The organism is Micromonospora sp. AKA38 (genome assembly GCF_027925725.1).
GTDB lineage: Bacteria > Actinomycetota > Actinomycetes > Mycobacteriales > Micromonosporaceae > Micromonospora.
This window is the reverse complement of record NZ_BNEI01000005.1, coordinates 1,934,751-1,950,362: the sequence shown is the minus strand read 5'-3', so window position 1 is coordinate 1,950,362 and position 15,612 is coordinate 1,934,751. Positions and strand designations below refer to the sequence as shown.

Here is a 15,612-nt window from a genome sequence, read left to right as displayed (position 1 = left end):
CGGTTACCGGACGCAAGGAGAGACATCATGATCGATGTCACGCTGGAGTCGGTGAGCAAGCGCTTCCCGCGTGCCGGCGACACCGCGGCGGTCGACGACGTCGACCTCCGCATCGGCGCGGGGGAGTTCTTCACCCTGCTCGGCCCGAGTGGCTGCGGCAAGACCACCACCCTGCGCATGGTCGCCGGCTTCTACTTCCCCAGCTCGGGCCGGATCCGGTTCGGCGCCGAGGACGTCACCAACCGCCCGCCGAACAAGCGCGACACCGGCATGGTGTTCCAGAACTACGCGCTCTTCCCGCACCTGAGCGTCGCCCAGAACGTCGCGTACGGCCTGAAGATCCGCAAGGTCGGTCGGGCCGAGGCGAAGCGCCGCATCGACGAGGCGCTCGGGCAGGTCCACCTCGCCGGGTACGGCGACCGCCGCATCGACCAGCTCTCCGGCGGCCAGCAGCAGCGCGTCGCGCTGGCCCGGGCGCTGGTGATCCGGCCGCGCACGCTGCTGCTCGACGAGCCGCTGTCCAACCTCGACGCCAAGCTGCGCGAGGAGACCCGGGTCGAGATCCGCCGGATCCAGAAGGAGTCCGGCACCACCGCGCTCTACGTCACCCACGACCAGGCCGAGGCGATGGCCATGTCCGACCGGATCGCCGTGATGGAGTCCGGCCGGGTCCGGCAGGTCGGCACGCCGCAGGAGATCTACCACCGGCCGGCCACCTCGTTCGTGGCCCGGTTCATCGGCCGCAGCAACGTGCTCAGCCTGCCGGTGGTGACCGCCGGCCCGGAGCGCCTGACGGTGTCGCTGCCCGGCGGCTGGGAGGTCCCGGTCGCCGCGCCTGTCGACCACGGGCTCCGCGAGGGCGGCACCGCGCTGGTCAGCGTGCGGCCCGAGCACATCACGCTCGGTTCGGCCACCGACGAGGGCGCGCTGCCCGGCCGGGTCACCGAGCTGGAGTTCACCGGCATGGCCACCAACCTGCTGGTCGACGTCGCCGGCGAGCCGGTGCAGGTGGCCGCGATCGACGTCCCGGCCGGGCTGGCCGTGGGCGACCAGGTCGGGCTGCGTCTGCCGCCGGAGCGGATGTGGGTGGTGGGGGCGTGAGCGCGAGGAGTGAGCCGGTTTTGCGAGCCCCGCAGTCGCGAACTGAGGTGACGCTGTGAGCACCATCCCCGCGACCCCGAGCGCGGCCACCGTCCCGCCGATCACCGAGGACCCGACGCCCCCGGGCGGCCGGCGGTCCCGCCGCCCGCAGCTCAACGCCAACTCGCGCTGGTTCCCGTACCTGCTGGTGTTCCCGCTGGTCCTGATCCTCTTCGGTTACGTGGTGCAGCCGATGCTCGCCACGTTCGGCGAGAGCGTCGGCGTGGACGGCCCGGAGAACTGGGCCAGCTTCCTCACCGGCGACGGCGTGGCCCGCTCCGCGCTGCTCACCTCGCTGATGATCAGCGCCGCGAGCGTGTTCCTGTGCGGCGTCGTCGGCGTGGCCATGGCGTTCCTGCTGAAGCGGTTCTCGTTTCCCGGCCGGCGGCTCATCGAGGCGATCATCCTGGTGCCGGCGGCGCTGCCGCCGCTGATCGGGGCGATCTCGTTCCAGCTCCTCTACAGCGAGACCGGCATCCTGCCCCGGGCGCTGCAACAGCTCCTCGGCACCGAGAACCCGGTGCTGCCGTTCAGCGGCATCGCCGGCGTGCTGGTGGTGCACACGTTCACCATGTACCCGTTCTTCTACCTGGCCACGTCCGCCGCGCTGATGGGCATGGACCCGTCGGTGGAGGAGGCCGCCTACAACCTGGGCGCCGGCCGGGTGCGGGTGTGGCGGACCGTGCTGCTGCCGATGCTCACCCCGGCGCTGGTCTCCGCCTCGCTGCTGGTCTTCATGACGTCGCTGGCGTCGTACACCGCTCCGCTGCTGTTCGGGGTGGACCGCACCATGACCATGCAGATCTACATCAACCGCACCAACGGTGACCTGCCGATGGCCTCGACCTACGCGTCGGTGCTGGCGGTCGTCTCGGTGCTGTTCCTGCTCGGCATGCGCTGGTACGAGGGGCGGCGCAGCTACCGCTCCCAGTCCAAGGGCGTGGCCAGCCACCGCCGCGAGCTGACCAACCCGTTCGCCCGCTGGCTGGCGCTGGCCGCCTCGCTGCTCGCCGTGGTGGTGCTGCTGGCCCCGGTGGCGACCATCGCGCTGGTGGCGTTCTCCGAGGACGGGACGTGGACCACCGAGGTGATCCCGTCCGGCTACACCACGCAGAACTTCGTCACCATCTTCTCCGACCCGGACGCGTACCGGCCGATCGTCAACTCGCTCCAGATGAGCCTGCTGGCCACCGTCGGCTGCGTCGTGGTCGGCGTGCTCATCGCGTACGCGGTGCGCCGGCTCGACTTCCGCGGGCGTGGCCTGCTCGACGTCGCGGTCATGCTGGCCTGGGCGCTGCCCGGCACGGTGGTGGCGATCAACCTGATCTCGGCGTTCAGCACCGGTAACGCGTTCAGTTTCGGTCAGGTGCTGATCGGCACGTTCTGGATCATGCCGCTGGCGTACTTCGTGCGGTTCCTGCCGCTGGTGTTCCGGTCCAGCTCGGCCACGCTGGCCCAGCTCGACCCGTCGCTGGAGGAGGCCGCCCGCAACCTCGGCGCGTCCTGGGCGCGGGCGTTCGGCACGGTCACGCTGCGGCTGATGCTGCCGGGCGTGCTGGCCGGCGCGCTGCTCGCGTTCGTCAACGGGGTCGGCGAGTTCGTCGCCTCGGTGCTCATCTACACCTCGGAGACCGCGCCGATCTCGGTGGAGATCAACAACCGGATGTACTCGTTCGAGGTCGGCACCGCCGCCGCGTACGGCATGCTCCAGGTTGTGTTGATCTTCGTGGTGATGGTGGTCTCCGGCCGTTTGCAGAACGGCGGCCGGGCCGCCCGGGAGGCGACGAAGTGGACGGCGTGACGAACCTGTGGCCGGCCGGCGGTGGGCTGCTGCCCGCCGCCGAGGTCCCCGGCGGCGAACTGGCCGACGTCGTGGCGGCGGCCGACTTCGCGGTGCTGCCGGTCGGCGCCGTCGAGTGGCACGGGCCGCACCTGCCGCTCGGCGCCGACCTCATCCTGGCCGAGGGCTTCGCCGGCGAGAGCGCCGCGCCCGGGCCCGGCCCGCGCGGCGTGCTGTTCCCGCCGGTCGCGTACGCGGCCTGCCCCGGCCAGACCCGCCCCTGGCCCGGCACGGTGGCGATCCGGCCGGAGATCGCGGTCGGCTACCTCGCCGACGTGATCGAGGGCATCGTGGCGGCCGGTTTCCCCCGACTGCTGGTGGTCAACGGCCACGACGCCAACATGTCCACCGTGCGGGCCGCCATGGAGTGGGTCTCCGGGCGGCGCACCGCCAGCCTGCTGCTGGTCAACTGGTTCCAACTGGTCACCCCGGCGGAGACCGGCGCGCTCTACGGCGACGTGGTCGCCCGCGGGCACGGCGGCGCGTACGAGACGTCCGGCGTGCTCGGCTTCGCGCCGCAGACGGTACGCCTGGACGCCGCCACCGACCTGCCGCCGCGCCCCAAGCTGCCGGTGACCCACCCGTACGTGCTCGTCGAGTCGCGCCCCGACCCGTGGCAGGGCTGGTCCGGGCACGTGTCGCGGGCCACCGAGGAGGCCGGCCGGACGGTGCGCGCCACGGCCGGCGCGCGGCTGCGCGAGATCGTGGCCGCCTGGGTGGCCGCCCCGCTGCCGGCCCCGCCCACCGCCGACCCGCTACCTCAGGAGGACGTGTGACCGTCGACCGGGGACTGGACGTCGTCGACTTCCACCTGCACTTCCGCATCGGCGCCGACGAGACGATCCACGCCTGCGAGGACGCGGCCGGGATGCACCCGGGCGGCACGCACGAACGCGAGGTGCGGGCCGCCGGGTCCGCGCCGTACGCCCGGCAGTGGCGTCGGGCCTGGAGCTTCCCCGACCCGGAGCCGCCCGCCGAGCGCTGGCAGGACGAGGCGGACCGGTGGGCCGAGGAACTGCGCGCGGTACGGGTGCGCCGGGCGGTCTTCGTCACCGGCGGCGGCAACGACGCGCTCGCCGACGTGGTCGACCGCCACCCCGACCTGCTGCTCGGCCTCGCCCACCACGACCCCTACGGCGCAGCCGCGGCGGCCGAGCTGGAGCGCGCGGTCACCGAGCGGGGGCTGCGCGGGTTGAAGCTGTTCGCGCCGCTGCTGCGCGGCCCGCTCGACCACGCCGACCTCGATCCGCTCTGGGCCACCGCCCAGCGTCTCGGCGTGCCGGTGCTGATCCACATCGGTCACTACGGCAGCGCCGGCGGCTTGTCCGTCGGCCGGTACGGCGGCCCGGACGAGCTGGTCCGGATGGCCCGCCGGTTCCCCGAGCTGAACGTGGTGGTGCCGCACTTCGGCGTCCAGCACGTGCAGGAGCTGTTCTTCGCCGCCTGGGGCTGCCCCAACATCTCCATCGACACGTCCGGCTCGAACCAGTGGGTGCGCTGGATGCCGTACCGGCTCACGCTGGAGGACCTGTTCCGCCGCTGCTACGAGACGATCGGCCCGCACCGCATCGTCTACGGCAGCGACTCGTCCTGGTTCCCGCGCGGCTACGTCACCCGCTACCTCGACGACCAGCTCCGCGTCTGCCACGAGCTGGGCCTGCCCGAGGACCACCTGCGCGCGATCTTCGCCGGGAACGCCGAGCGGCTGCTCGGCCTGACCGCGAACCGGAAGGAAACCCGATGAGCACGCTGACCACCTACCAGCGCCACCACCTGGCCCCGACCTACGACCACCACGTCGGGCACCTCTACCCGGCCATGGTGCGCGCCAGCCAGGCGCACGTGGTGATGCTGACCGAGCAGCGGCTGATCCCCGCCGACCGCGGGGCCCGGCTGCTGCGCGGCCTGGCCGAGCTGCGCGCCGACACCACCGCTCTGCCGGCGTACGACGGCAGCTTCGAGGACACCTACTACCTGCTGGAGAAGCGGCTCGCCGCGGCGTGCGGCATTCCCACCTCGGAACTGGACGTGCAGCTCGCCCGCAGCCGCAACGACCTGGACGCCGGCGTGTTCCGGATGCTGCTGCGCGACCAGCTCGTCGAGGTGCTCCAGCGGGTGCTGGACACCGGCCGCACCGCGCTGGCCCAGGCCGACCGGTACGCCGACGTGGTCATCACCGGCTACACCCATCGCCGGCCGGCCCAGCCCACCACCATCGGGCACGCGCTGGCCGGCTACGCCGAGGCGCTTGTCAACCAGGCCGCCGCGTACGCCGACGTGATCGACCAGCTCAACGTCTCGCCGCTGGGCTCCTGCGCGTTCGCCGGCACCGACCTGGACATCGACCCGGCCCGGGTGGCCGAGCTGCTCGGCTTCGCCGGCCTGGTCACCAACTCGTACGAGGCGGTGGCCGGCGCCGACCACCTGGTCCGGGTCGGCACGCTCAACGCGCGGGCGCTGGCCACCGGCGCCCGGCTGGCCCGCACGCTGATGGACTGGCTGAGCTGGCAGTGGGTCACCACGCCGGGGGACTTCACCCAGGGCAGCAGCATCATGCCGCAGAAGCGCAACCCGGTGGTGCTGGAGCACCTCGTCTCGTACGCCGGGCAGGCCGCGGCGGACGCCGCGTCGGTGCTCAACAACGTGGGCGCCGCCTGGTGGGAGGACTCCAACAACGCCACCACCGACGTGCAGGTGCGGCTCTGGGAGAGCAACGACCGGGCCGAGCGGTTCTTCGCGCTGGTCGGCGGCTTCCTCGCCGAGATCGCGCCGCTGAGCCCGCCCAGCCGGGAGGAGATCGTCGCCTCCGGCGCGACCACCACCGCGGCGGCGGACGCGTTGACCCGCCACGGCGTGCCGTTCCGGGCCGCGCACTCGCTGGTCGGCCGGCTGGTGCGCGACGGCGGGCCGGACACCTGGACCCCGGACGGTGTCCGCGCCGCCGCCGACGGGATCACCGGTGCGCTCGACGACACGGCGGTCGCCGACCTCATCGCCGCCGCGGTCCGGCCGGAGCTGGTGCTCCAGCGGGCGCAGGCCGACGGGCCGGGCGCCCGCGCGGTCCGTACCCAGGTGGGGGTGCTCTCCGCCGCGCTCGACCCGGTCGCCGACCGGCTGAGCGCCGTCCGGGGGTTGCTGCGCCAGGCGGACGACCTGCTGGACGCCGTGGCCGCCGAGCTGGGGGCGCGGTGACCGTGCGGCTGTCCGATCCGTCCGTCACCGGCACGCGCACGCCGGGGCTGCTGCTCGGCATCGACTTCGGCGGCACGAAGATGGCGGTCGGGGTGTCCGACGCCGACGGCCGGCTGCTGGCCCACCGGCGGGTGCCCACGCACGCCGAGCAGGGTGCGCCGCAGGCGCTGTCCCGGGCGCTGAAGCTCGCCGGTGACCTGGTCGGTGAGGTCGGCGGCCCGCTCGCCGCCGCGGGCGTGGCGTCGCCCGGCGTGGTCCGCCCGGACGGCATCGACCTGGCGCCCAACGTGCCCGGCTGGGAACGGCTGCGACTGGCCGACGCGGTCCGTGACGCGCTGGACGTGCCCCGGGTCGCGGTGGACAACGACCTGAACGCCGCCGCGCTGGCCGAGCTGCGGCTGGGCGCGCTGCGCGGCGTCGACCCCGGGCTGGTGGTGGGCATCGGCACCGGGATCGCGGCGGCCGTGACGGTCGGCGGCGCGGTGCTGCCGGGCCATCGCGGCGCGGCCGGCGAGATCGGGTACGCGGTGGCCGGCGCGCCCTGGCCGGGGACGATGCTGGAGCTGGACTTCTCCGGCCGGGCGCTGGACCGGCTCGCCGCCGACCTCGGCGTGCCGGACGGGGCGGCCGGCCTCACCGCCGCCGCCGAGGCGCCGGGCGCGGCGCGCGACGCGCTGGCCGCCCGCGTCGACGAGGCGGCCCGGACGCTGGTGACCTGCTGCCTGCTGCTCGATCCGCAGCGGATCGTGCTGGTCGGCGGCGTGACGCGCAGCGCGGTGATCCGGCGGATGCTCGTCGACCGGCTGACCGAGGCGCTGCCGCACCCGCCCGACGTGGTGCGTTCCCGTTTCGCCGACGACTCGGCGTTGTACGGCGCGCTGGCGCTGGCCCGGGACACGGTGCCCGTCCCATACTGAGCGCTTTACCGATGTAGCGTGTGTCACAGTTTTGTATACCCCCGGTGACCGGCCCCGACGTCGACATCCGTTGTGCCGCAACGGATCCGGCCTGGTGGGGTGCGGTCGCCGGGCGGGCCACGCGCCGCGCCGGGCACGCACCGGAACCGACCCGGCACCGGTGGTGAAGACCGATCGAACTTCGGTGATCGCGGATTTGCACCCGTCATTACGCTGCGGGGTGGTTGATCGCCGGAACCACGGACGACAGGTGGAAGAACCTCAGATGAGTGACAATCACCCTCCCTACGGAGGTTATCCGGACCCGAACGCCGGAGCGTGGGGCAACCAGCCCGACCCCAACGCGCCGTACGGCCAGCAGCCGGCCTCCGGTGCGCCCTACGGCCAGCAGCCGGCGTCGGGTGCCCCGTACGGCACGCCGCCCGCGTCCGGCGCGCCCTACGGCACGCAGCCGGCCTCCGGTGCGCCGTTCGGCGCCCAGCCGGGTGCGCCGTACCAGGGGCAGCCCGGCTATCCCCCGCCGGCGCCGTTCGCGCCGGTCCCGCCGCCGGCCAAGTCGAAGAAGGGGCTGATCGTCGGCCTCGCCGCCGGCGCGGTGACGCTCACGCTGCTGTGCTGCGGCGGTGGGCTCGCCTACGTCGCGTTCGGTGGGGACGACAAGGACGACCCGACGCCGATCGCGTCCGGCAGCACGACTCCCGGGCCCGACACCTCGACGCCCGTCCCGAGCCAGTCCGGGCCGGAGTCGACCGGGCCGGACGAGCCGTCCAACAACGACGCGCTGACCGCCCGCTACTCCAGCGAGATGTCCGCGGTCTGCGACGGCGGGGCGATCCTCAACGCCGCCCCGTACACCACCCCGGCGAACGCGAAGGCATACGTCTTCTCGAACTCCCCGGACCGGCCGTCGTACTGGTCGCAGAAGTCCTTCAGCTCGGAGAAGCCGTACTACGCCAAGTCGGCGGACTTCGCCACCGTCTCGGTGATCGGTTGCCTCAAGATGGTCGACGGCAGCGAGGGCACGCCGAAGAAGTGCCAGTACAAGGCCAGCGACGGCAAGGCCGTCACGGTCGACTACATCTCCTCGCGGTACACGCTGACGTTCCACGCGGCGAAGACCGGCGAGAAGATCGGCGACGGCGGCACCGTGACCGCGCCGGCCGCCCGCTGCCCGAGCTTCATCTCCTACAACAAGGTGACGATGAGGTCGTACGCGGCGCCGGACAGCGGCACCATGGAGGCGGCGCTCGACCGCTTCCTCAAGTAGGCAGGTGTTAACCGGGGGCCCCGCTCATGCGTAATGCGTTGGGCGGGGCCCCCTCCTTTCCTGTTGGGAAGGCGACCGGTGTCGGCTTGCCGACGTGGGAATCCCGTGCCGACTCCTAGGGTCCGCTCGTGACGCTTCCCACCGCCGCGGCGGACCAGGCGTGGATACGCGAGATGGCGACCGGGATCGGGGCGCTGCGCGGCGCCGCGCTCGTCGACACCGTGCTCGCCGCCGTCGCCCGCCGGCTCGACAGCGAGCTGTCCACCTACGCCGAACTCGACCTGGCCACGCTGCGCCTGCCCGACCTCGCCGCCGACCGGCCGGTGGACCGGGCGCTGGTCCACCGGATGCACCACCAGGTGACCGACCATCCGCTGTTCGCGCCGACGGTCCGCCGCTCGCACCGGTACCCGGGGGAGCCGGCGCAGGTGACCGACGTGCTGTCGGAGCGGCAGTGGCGGCAGCACGCGCTCTACCGCGAGGTGCTCGCCCCGCGTGGCATCGGCGCGCACACCGTCACCCTGGTGGTCGCGCCCACCCCGGTGCTGAGCTGGTACCAGTTCAACCGCGACCGCGCCTTCGACGCGCGTGAGATGGACCTGCTCACCCGCCTGCAACCGGCGCTGATCCCGGTGCACCGGCGGGCCTGCCTGCCCGCCGGCGTCGCCCTCCCCGGCGGCGCGACGCTCACCGGGCGGGAGGTGGAGGTGCTGCGCGGCATCGCCGACGGGCTGACCGTGCCGGCCACCGCCCGCCGGCTGGGCCTGGCCGCCGGCACGGTCCGCAAGCACCTGGAACACGTGCACCGCAAGCTGGGCACCTCCGGGCCGGTCGCCACCGTCATGAAGGCGGTCGAACTCGGCATCCTGGAGGTGCCCGGCCGGCGGTCCTAGATGGTGGCGCAGGGCAGCGGCGCGCCCTGGCAGGCCCGGATCAGCGACCCGATCTCGACCTGGCCGACCCGCCGGTCGGCCAGGATCACGTCCACCACGGCCGCGGTGTCGGCGACCGGCAGGTCCACCACCACGTCCGCCTCCTTGACCCGGGGCGTGTCGTGCGCGTTGCGCTTGCTGTCGTACACCCGGACCGCGAGCGGGTCGTCGAGCGCCAGCGTGTCCAGCACCGCCCCGGCGGCGTCGCGTACCACGAGCTGGAACGGCCCGCCGGAGTCGCGCAGCGACGAGGGGAAGCCCCGGTCGATCTCCAGCAGGGTCGGGGTGGCGGCCCGCGCCGACACGCGCAGCCCGAGCCGCAGGTGGGTGCCGGTGGTCGGGTTCGCCGGGTCGACGGTCGGCGCCGGCACCACCGGCGCCGCGCCGGCCGCCGTCGGCGCGGCCTGCGAGGCGACCGCCACGGCCCCGAGGAACGGCAGCGCCAGTGCGGCCACCACCAGGGTACGGAGACGTCGGTTCAGCATTGCCCTCTCCCGCATCGTGCGAAGGTCGCCTCGGCGGCCCGGATGTCGTCGGCCCGCTCGACCGAGTTGTCGATCATGACGTCGGCCATCGGGCCGTCGCTGCGCCACCAGCCGGTTGGGGTCACGCCGTCGGTGATCTCGTTGCAGGTGCCCGCGTCCGACCCGCCCCGCCGGCAGTCCGTCAACGAGTGGTAGGTGTTCTTCCCCTCGCCGTACCAGTAGCCGCCGTCGCAGCAGTACTCGTCGCCCTCGTGGTAGGCGCTGTGGTGCAGCTCGTGCCAGCCCACGGTCGGCGAGTCGGCGCTGAACACCGAGCCGGAGGCGTTGTCCCGGCAGTTGACGGTGTGCAGCACGCCGTTGGTCTCGGCGAAGCTGACCGGGCTGAAGGCGCCGCGCCGGCACAACGCGTCGCCGTCCGGGCTGACCGTCACCTCGACCGGCACGTTCTGCACCCAGATCCCCACCTGCGACCAGTGCGTGCCGATCGAGCTGGGGAACACCCGCGACCGGATGCCCAGCAACTGCCACGCGTTGTCGTCCACCGCGTTGCCGAACTGCCGCGCGCCGTCCAGCGTGGTGGTGTCGTAGCCGGTGCCCGGCGCGTACGCCACGTCGATGCTCTGGTTCAGCGGCCGGGTGTTCACCCGCCCGTTCCCGTCCACCACCGCCGGCACGCTGGCCCGCCACAGCGGCACCAGGGTCACCTCCGGCGTCTGCGACGGCGCCGGCGGGTTCAGGTCGGTGATCCGCCAGTCCGCCGTCGCGGTGCGTGCCTCCGGCACCCCGTCCGCCTCGCTGGCGGTCACCCGGTAGGCGACCGCCGCGCCGGCCAGGATGTCCGCCGGGATCACCGCCTGGCACTCGCTGGTCTGCTCGCAGGTCTTCAACACGCGGGGCGCGAGCGTCACCGGGCGTCCGATCCAGCCGGCCGGGCTCATCTCCACGGTGATCCGGGCCGCCGGCCGGGCGGTGTGGTCGGTGGCGACCACCTTGGCGCGGATCGACGTGCCGGGCACCGCCTGCGGGTTGACCGCCGGGACGCCCGGCTCGGCCAGCGCGTACACCTCCAGGCCGGGCGGCGGGTCGCTGACCGGCACGGTACGGGAGGCGGCCGGGAACGCCCGCCCGTCGTCGGCGGTGCCCTCCAGCGTGAACACGTAGCTGCCGGGCGTGGCCCAGGAGCCGTCGGCGTGCCGGCCGGTCCAGGAGAACGAGATCGGGCCGGCGGCGCGGCGCTGGTCGGCGCTGCGGAACACCTCGACGCCGCCGCGCGTCACCCGCATCCGGAACGTGCCGGCGGCCGTCGCCACCGCGCTCACCACGATCGGGCCGCTGCGGTACTGCCAGTTCGTGGCCGGCTGGCTGGTCATGCCGGTGAACGCCAGCCCGACCCGCTGGATGACCCGGGCCTGGGTGGTCCGTGCCGAGCCGGCGTCGACCGGGTCGACCACCGTGATCGTGTACCCGCCCACGGCCGCGTACGACCCGTCGGACCAGCGGCCGTCCCAGTCGATGTTGAACGCGCCGCCGTAGAACGGCGCCTCGGCCAGCACGATCGATGCCCCGGTGGCCTGCGAGGTGACGGTGAACCGCAGCGCCGACGGCACCGACAGCGATCCGCTGATCATCAGCCGCTCGCCGAGCCGCGGGTCGAACTCGCGCGGCGTGCCGGTCGGCGACGGCGACGAGATGGCGATGCTCGTCGGTCGGGCCGCGACCGTCACCGTGAAGATCGCCCGGGACGGCCCGCCGCTGGTGGTCCACCGGGACACCCCGGCCCGGCCGCCGAGCAGGTTCGTGGTCGCCCAGTCCTTCGCCGTGCCCGGGTTGAGGTCGGCCTGCTCACGGCTGCCGCCCTCGGTGGAGTCGTCCTCCCACAGCTCGAAGTTGACCCGGAAGTTGCCGGTGACCGACCGCCCGGCGCAGACCGTGCGGTCGCCGACGATGTCCGTGCCGGAGGCCGCCGGCAGCGCCATCTCACAGCGTTGCTGCTGGCCGTCGTCCTGCGTGATGATCGCGACGCCGAACAGCTCCGGCGGGTCGCAGACGACCAGCCAGACCCGGTCCAGGCACTCCGTGGTGTGCATCTCGTTCGCCGTGACGGTGACCGTGGAGCCGTAACTCGCCGCGGCCGGCGCGGCCGGCAGCGCGGCGGCGAACGCCACCCCGACCACCGTGGCCAGTGCCGCCGCCAGCAACGGCCGCAGCCGTCGACGTATCCGTTTCATGGTGCGGTTCCCCCCTCGTCCGCCGACGCCCGGGTGGGGATCGGCGCAGACAACTGTGCGGATCGGAGGCGCCGCGGGCGATACGCGCATGCGCGTATCCGGGGACGGTCCCGTCCCGGCCGTGAACGGCGGCCGGGACGGGGACGCGGGGTCAGAAGTCGTCGTCGAACGTGACGCTGCCGGTCACCCCGACCTGGTACGCCGACACCCGCCGCTCGAAGAAGTTCGACAGCTCCTGCACGTCCTGCAACTCCATGAACGCGAACGGGTTGCCGCTGCCGTACCTCGGCGCGAGGCCCAGCGCCGCCAGCCGCCGGTCCGCCACGTGTTGCAGGTACTGCCGCATGTCGGCCGGCGACATCCCGGAGACGCCCTGGTCGAGCAGGTCCTCGGCGAACTGCGCCTCGCACTCCACCGCCTCGGCGAGCATGTCCCGGACCTGCTGCTCCAGCTCGGCGTCGAACAGCTCCGGCTCCTCGGCGCGGACGGTCTCCACCACGTCGAACGCGAACGCCATGTGCATCGACTCGTCCCGGAACACCCAGTTGGTGCCGGAGGCCAACCCGTTGAGCAACCCCCGGGACCGCAGGAAGTAGACGTAGGCGAACGCGCCGTAGAAGAACAGCCCTTCGATGCACGCGGCGAAGCAGATGAGGTTGAGCAGGAACGCCCGCCGGTCGGACCGGGTGCGCAGCTCCCGCAGCTCGTGGATCGAGTCGATCCAGCGGAAGCAGAACTCCGCCTTGCGGGCGATCGACGGGATGTTTTCCACCGCCGCGAACGCGGCGAACCGCTCCCGCTCGTCCGGCACGTACGTGTCCAGCAGGTTCAGGTAGAACTGGACGTGCACCGCCTCCTCGAAGAGCTGGCGTGACAGGTAGAGCCGCCCCTCCGGCGAGTTGACGTGCTGGTAGAGGTTGAGCACCAGGTTGTTGGCGACGATGGTGTCGCCGGTGGCGAAGAACGCGACCAGCCGGGACACCAGGTGCCGTTCGGCCGGCGAGAGCCGCTCCAGGTCGGCCAGGTCGGCGTGCAGGTCCACCTCCTCGACGGTCCAGGTGTTGCGGATGGCGTCGCGGAACCGGTCGAAGAAGTGCGGGTAGCGCATCGGCCGCAGGGTCAGGTCCATGCCCGGGTCGAGCAGCATCGGGCGGTTCTCGGGCACGGTGGTCACTGGCAGGCCTCGCAGCTCTCGGGGTTCTCCAGGGAGCAGGCGAGCGCCTCGTCGTCGCGGGCGGGCACCGGGGTGAGCACCGGGGCCACGGTGGCCTGCTGGATCCGGGTCGCCGGACGCGACCGCAGGTAGTACGTGGTCTTCAGCCCGGCCCGCCAGGCGTACCGGTACATCGAGGAGAGCTTGCCGATGGTCGGCGCGCTCAGGAACAGGTTCAGCGACTGCGACTGGTCGACGTAGGGCGCCCGCGCGGCGGCCAGGTCGATCAGCGCCCGCTGCGGCAGCTCCCACGCGGTCCGGAACAGTTCCCGCACCTCGGCGGGCAGCTCGGTGATGCCCTGCACCGAGCCCTCGGCCCGCTTGATCCGGTCGCGGACCTGCGGCGTCCACAGGCCACGCGCCTTCAGCTCCCGCACCAGGTACGTGTTGACCTGGAGGAACTCGCCGGACATGGTCTCCCGTTTGAACAGGTTCGACACCTGCGGCTCGACGCACTCGTAGCAGCCGGCGATCGAGGCGATGGTGGCCGTCGGCGCGATGGCCACCAGCAGCGAGTTGCGCAGCCCGTACGCGGCGATCCGCGCCCGCAACGCCGCCCACCTGTCGACCTGGGTCGGCGTCGCGCCCCACAGGTCCGGGTGCAGGTCGCCCTTCGCGGCCCGGGTCCGCGGGTACGCGGGATGCGGCCCGAACCGCTCGGCCAGCCCGGCGGAGGTCTCCAACGCGGTCAGCAGGATCTCCTCCTGCACCCGGGTGGACAGCTCCCGCGCCGCCGGTGAGTCGAACGGCAGGCGCAGCGTGAACAACGCGTCCTGGAGGCCCATCAGTCCCAGCCCGACCGGCCGCCAGCGCGGATTCGACGCCGCCGCCTGCGCGGCCGGGTAGTAGTTGATGTCGATCACCCGGTCCAGGAACACCACCGCGGTACGCACCGTGGCCCGCAGCTTCTCCCAGTCGACCCCGTCGGCGGTGACGTGCGCGCCGAGGTTCACCGAACCGAGGTTGCACACCGCGGTCTCGGCGTCGTCGTTGACCTCCAGGATCTCGGTGCACAGGTTGGACAGGTGGATCACGTTGCCCGGCTCGCCGGTCTGGTTGGACAGCCGGTTCGCGGCGTCCTTGAACGTCATCCACCCGTTGCCGGTCTGCGCGAGCGTGCGCATCATCCGCCCGTACAGGTCACGGGCCCGGACCGTGCGGACCGCCTTCTTCTCGGCCGCCCGGTACGCGGCGTCGAACGCCTCGCCGTACAGGTCGGGCAGTTCCGGCGCGTCGGACGGGTCGATCAGCGACCAGTCCTCGTCCGCCTCGACCCGGCGCATGAACTCGTCCGGGATCCAGTTGGCCAGGTTGAGGTTGTGGGTCCGCCGGGACTCCTCGCCGGTGTTGTCCCGCAGCTCCAGGAACTCCTCCACGTCCGGGTGCCACGGCTCCAGGTAGACGCAGGCCGCGCCCTTGCGCCGGCCGCCCTGGTTCACCGCCGCCACCCCGGCGTCGAGCGTCTTGAGGAACGGCACGATGCCGTTCGACCGCCCGTTCGTGCCCCGGATCAGCGCGCCCCGGCCGCGCACCCGGGACCAGGAGATGCCGATGCCGCCGGAGAACTTCGACAGCTTCGCCACCTGGTGGTAGCGCTCGTAGATGGAGTCCAGCTCGTCGCGGGGCGAGTCCACCAGGAAGCACGACGACATCTGGGTGTGCCGGGTGCCCGAGTTGAACAGCGTGGGGGAGCTGGGCAGGTAGGCCAGGCTGGACATCAGCCGGTAGAGACCGACCGCCTCGGCGGGGGTGTGCGACAGCCCGCAGGCCACCCGCAACAGCCAGTACTGCGGCGTCTCCACCACCAGCCGCGACTCCGGGTGCCGCAGCAGGTAACGGTCCGCCACGGTCCGCAGTCCGAAGTACTCGAACCGCAGGTCACCGGCCGGGTCCACGGCGTCGTCCAGCTCACCGGCGTGGCGGGCCACGAACGCGGCGGTGTCGTCACCGATCAGCCCCAGCCCGTGCGCGTACCCGATCGACTCGCTGAAGCGCGTCACCTGCTGCCCGCGGACCTCCTCGGCCACGTACGCGGCCAGCAGCCGGGCCGCCAACCTGGAATATTGCGGCTCCTCGCCGATCAGCTCCGCCGCGGTCCGGATCGACAACCGGTCCAGCTCCGCGGTGCTCGCCCCGTCGTAGAGCCCGCTGATGGTCCTGGTGGCGACCCGCAGCGGATCGACCTCGTCCAGGTCGGCGACCCAGCGCTCGACCGCCCGGACGATCCGGTTGACGTCGACCGGTTCGGTGTCGCCGTCCCGCTTGCGGACCCGCATCGCCAGCCGGCGCTGCTCCGGCCCGGTGGCACCGGACCGCTGACTCTCCCGCACGACCGTCATGACCTCTCCCTCGCTGTCACCGATGGTCTCGGCCGGCGGGAGAACGCCAACGGGCACGG

At 72.9% G+C, this 15,612-nt stretch carries 12 protein-coding genes; 8 read left to right on the top strand and 4 right to left on the bottom strand.

The window, feature by feature from the left end; genetic code table 11:
- Positions 1-27: 27 nt before the first annotated feature.
- The 8 genes from TPA0908_RS25600 to TPA0908_RS25565 all read left to right on the top strand — a co-directional run bounded on the left by TPA0908_RS25600 (position 28) and on the right by TPA0908_RS25565 (position 9,249).
- On the top strand, positions 28-1,101 hold the full coding sequence (locus tag TPA0908_RS25600; protein WP_281942052.1) for an ABC transporter ATP-binding protein: 1,074 nt from the start codon (positions 28-30) through the stop codon (positions 1,099-1,101).
- Positions 1,102-1,156: 55 nt separating this feature from the next.
- Positions 1,157-2,941, top strand: coding sequence for an ABC transporter permease (locus TPA0908_RS25595; protein ID WP_281942051.1), 1,785 nt, complete (start codon positions 1,157-1,159; stop codon positions 2,939-2,941).
- Positions 2,938-3,756 (top strand): creatininase family protein, encoded by an 819-nt coding sequence (locus tag TPA0908_RS25590; RefSeq protein WP_281942050.1) that lies wholly within the window; start codon positions 2,938-2,940, stop codon positions 3,754-3,756. The genes TPA0908_RS25595 and TPA0908_RS25590 overlap by 4 nt, the downstream gene beginning before the upstream one ends.
- Positions 3,753-4,724 carry an amidohydrolase family protein gene (locus TPA0908_RS25585; RefSeq protein ID WP_281942047.1) on the top strand — a complete coding sequence of 324 codons (972 nt, stop codon included), beginning with the start codon at positions 3,753-3,755 and terminating at the stop codon, positions 4,722-4,724. The genes TPA0908_RS25590 and TPA0908_RS25585 overlap by 4 nt, the downstream gene beginning before the upstream one ends.
- The gene (locus tag TPA0908_RS25580) at positions 4,721-6,172 is read left to right on the top strand and encodes an argininosuccinate lyase (protein WP_281942045.1); all 1,452 of its coding nucleotides are present in this window, start codon (positions 4,721-4,723) and stop codon (positions 6,170-6,172) included. Before TPA0908_RS25585 ends, TPA0908_RS25580 begins: the two co-directional genes overlap by 4 nt.
- Complete coding sequence (locus TPA0908_RS25575; protein ID WP_281942043.1) at positions 6,169-7,089, top strand: ROK family protein; 921 nt, start codon at positions 6,169-6,171, stop codon at positions 7,087-7,089. Before TPA0908_RS25580 ends, TPA0908_RS25575 begins: the two co-directional genes overlap by 4 nt.
- Before the next feature lie 265 nt (positions 7,090-7,354).
- The gene (locus TPA0908_RS25570) at positions 7,355-8,356 is read left to right on the top strand and encodes a hypothetical protein (RefSeq protein WP_281942042.1); all 1,002 of its coding nucleotides are present in this window, start codon (positions 7,355-7,357) and stop codon (positions 8,354-8,356) included.
- 128 nt (positions 8,357-8,484) lie between these two features.
- Positions 8,485-9,249 carry a helix-turn-helix transcriptional regulator gene (locus tag TPA0908_RS25565; RefSeq protein WP_281942039.1) on the top strand — a complete coding sequence of 255 codons (765 nt, stop codon included), beginning with the start codon at positions 8,485-8,487 and terminating at the stop codon, positions 9,247-9,249.
- Here TPA0908_RS25565 and TPA0908_RS25560 read toward each other — a convergent pair.
- The 4 genes from TPA0908_RS25560 to TPA0908_RS25545 all read right to left on the bottom strand — a co-directional run bounded on the left by TPA0908_RS25560 (position 9,246) and on the right by TPA0908_RS25545 (position 15,553).
- A complete protein-coding gene (locus tag TPA0908_RS25560; RefSeq protein WP_281942037.1) occupies positions 9,246-9,773 on the bottom strand; it encodes a hypothetical protein in 528 nt (175 codons plus the stop codon). The genes TPA0908_RS25565 and TPA0908_RS25560 overlap by 4 nt on opposite strands.
- A complete protein-coding gene (locus TPA0908_RS25555) occupies positions 9,767-12,001 on the bottom strand; it encodes a hypothetical protein (protein ID WP_281942036.1) in 2,235 nt (744 codons plus the stop codon). The genes TPA0908_RS25560 and TPA0908_RS25555 overlap by 7 nt, the downstream gene beginning before the upstream one ends.
- Before the next feature lie 151 nt (positions 12,002-12,152).
- Positions 12,153-13,148 (bottom strand): ribonucleotide-diphosphate reductase subunit beta, encoded by a 996-nt coding sequence (locus TPA0908_RS25550; protein ID WP_281942700.1) that lies wholly within the window; start codon positions 13,146-13,148, stop codon positions 12,153-12,155.
- 23 nt (positions 13,149-13,171) lie between these two features.
- Complete coding sequence (locus TPA0908_RS25545; RefSeq protein WP_281942034.1) at positions 13,172-15,553, bottom strand: ribonucleoside-diphosphate reductase subunit alpha; 2,382 nt, start codon at positions 15,551-15,553, stop codon at positions 13,172-13,174.
- Positions 15,554-15,612: the final 59 nt, after the last annotated feature.

Coding starts and splice junctions, on each gene's coding strand:
- TPA0908_RS25550 (WP_281942700.1), bottom strand. CDS start 13,148: ATGCTGCTCGACCCGGGCATGGACCTGACCCTGCGGCCGATGCGCTAC.
- TPA0908_RS25555 (WP_281942036.1), bottom strand. CDS start 12,001: ATGAAACGGATACGTCGACGGCTGCGGCCGTTGCTGGCGGCGGCACTG.
- TPA0908_RS25560 (WP_281942037.1), bottom strand. CDS start 9,773: ATGCTGAACCGACGTCTCCGTACCCTGGTGGTGGCCGCACTGGCGCTG.
- TPA0908_RS25580 (WP_281942045.1), top strand. CDS start 4,721: ATGAGCACGCTGACCACCTACCAGCGCCACCACCTGGCCCCGACCTAC.
- TPA0908_RS25570 (WP_281942042.1), top strand. CDS start 7,355: ATGAGTGACAATCACCCTCCCTACGGAGGTTATCCGGACCCGAACGCC.
- TPA0908_RS25600 (WP_281942052.1), top strand. CDS start 28: ATGATCGATGTCACGCTGGAGTCGGTGAGCAAGCGCTTCCCGCGTGCC.
- TPA0908_RS25545 (WP_281942034.1), bottom strand. CDS start 15,553: ATGACGGTCGTGCGGGAGAGTCAGCGGTCCGGTGCCACCGGGCCGGAG.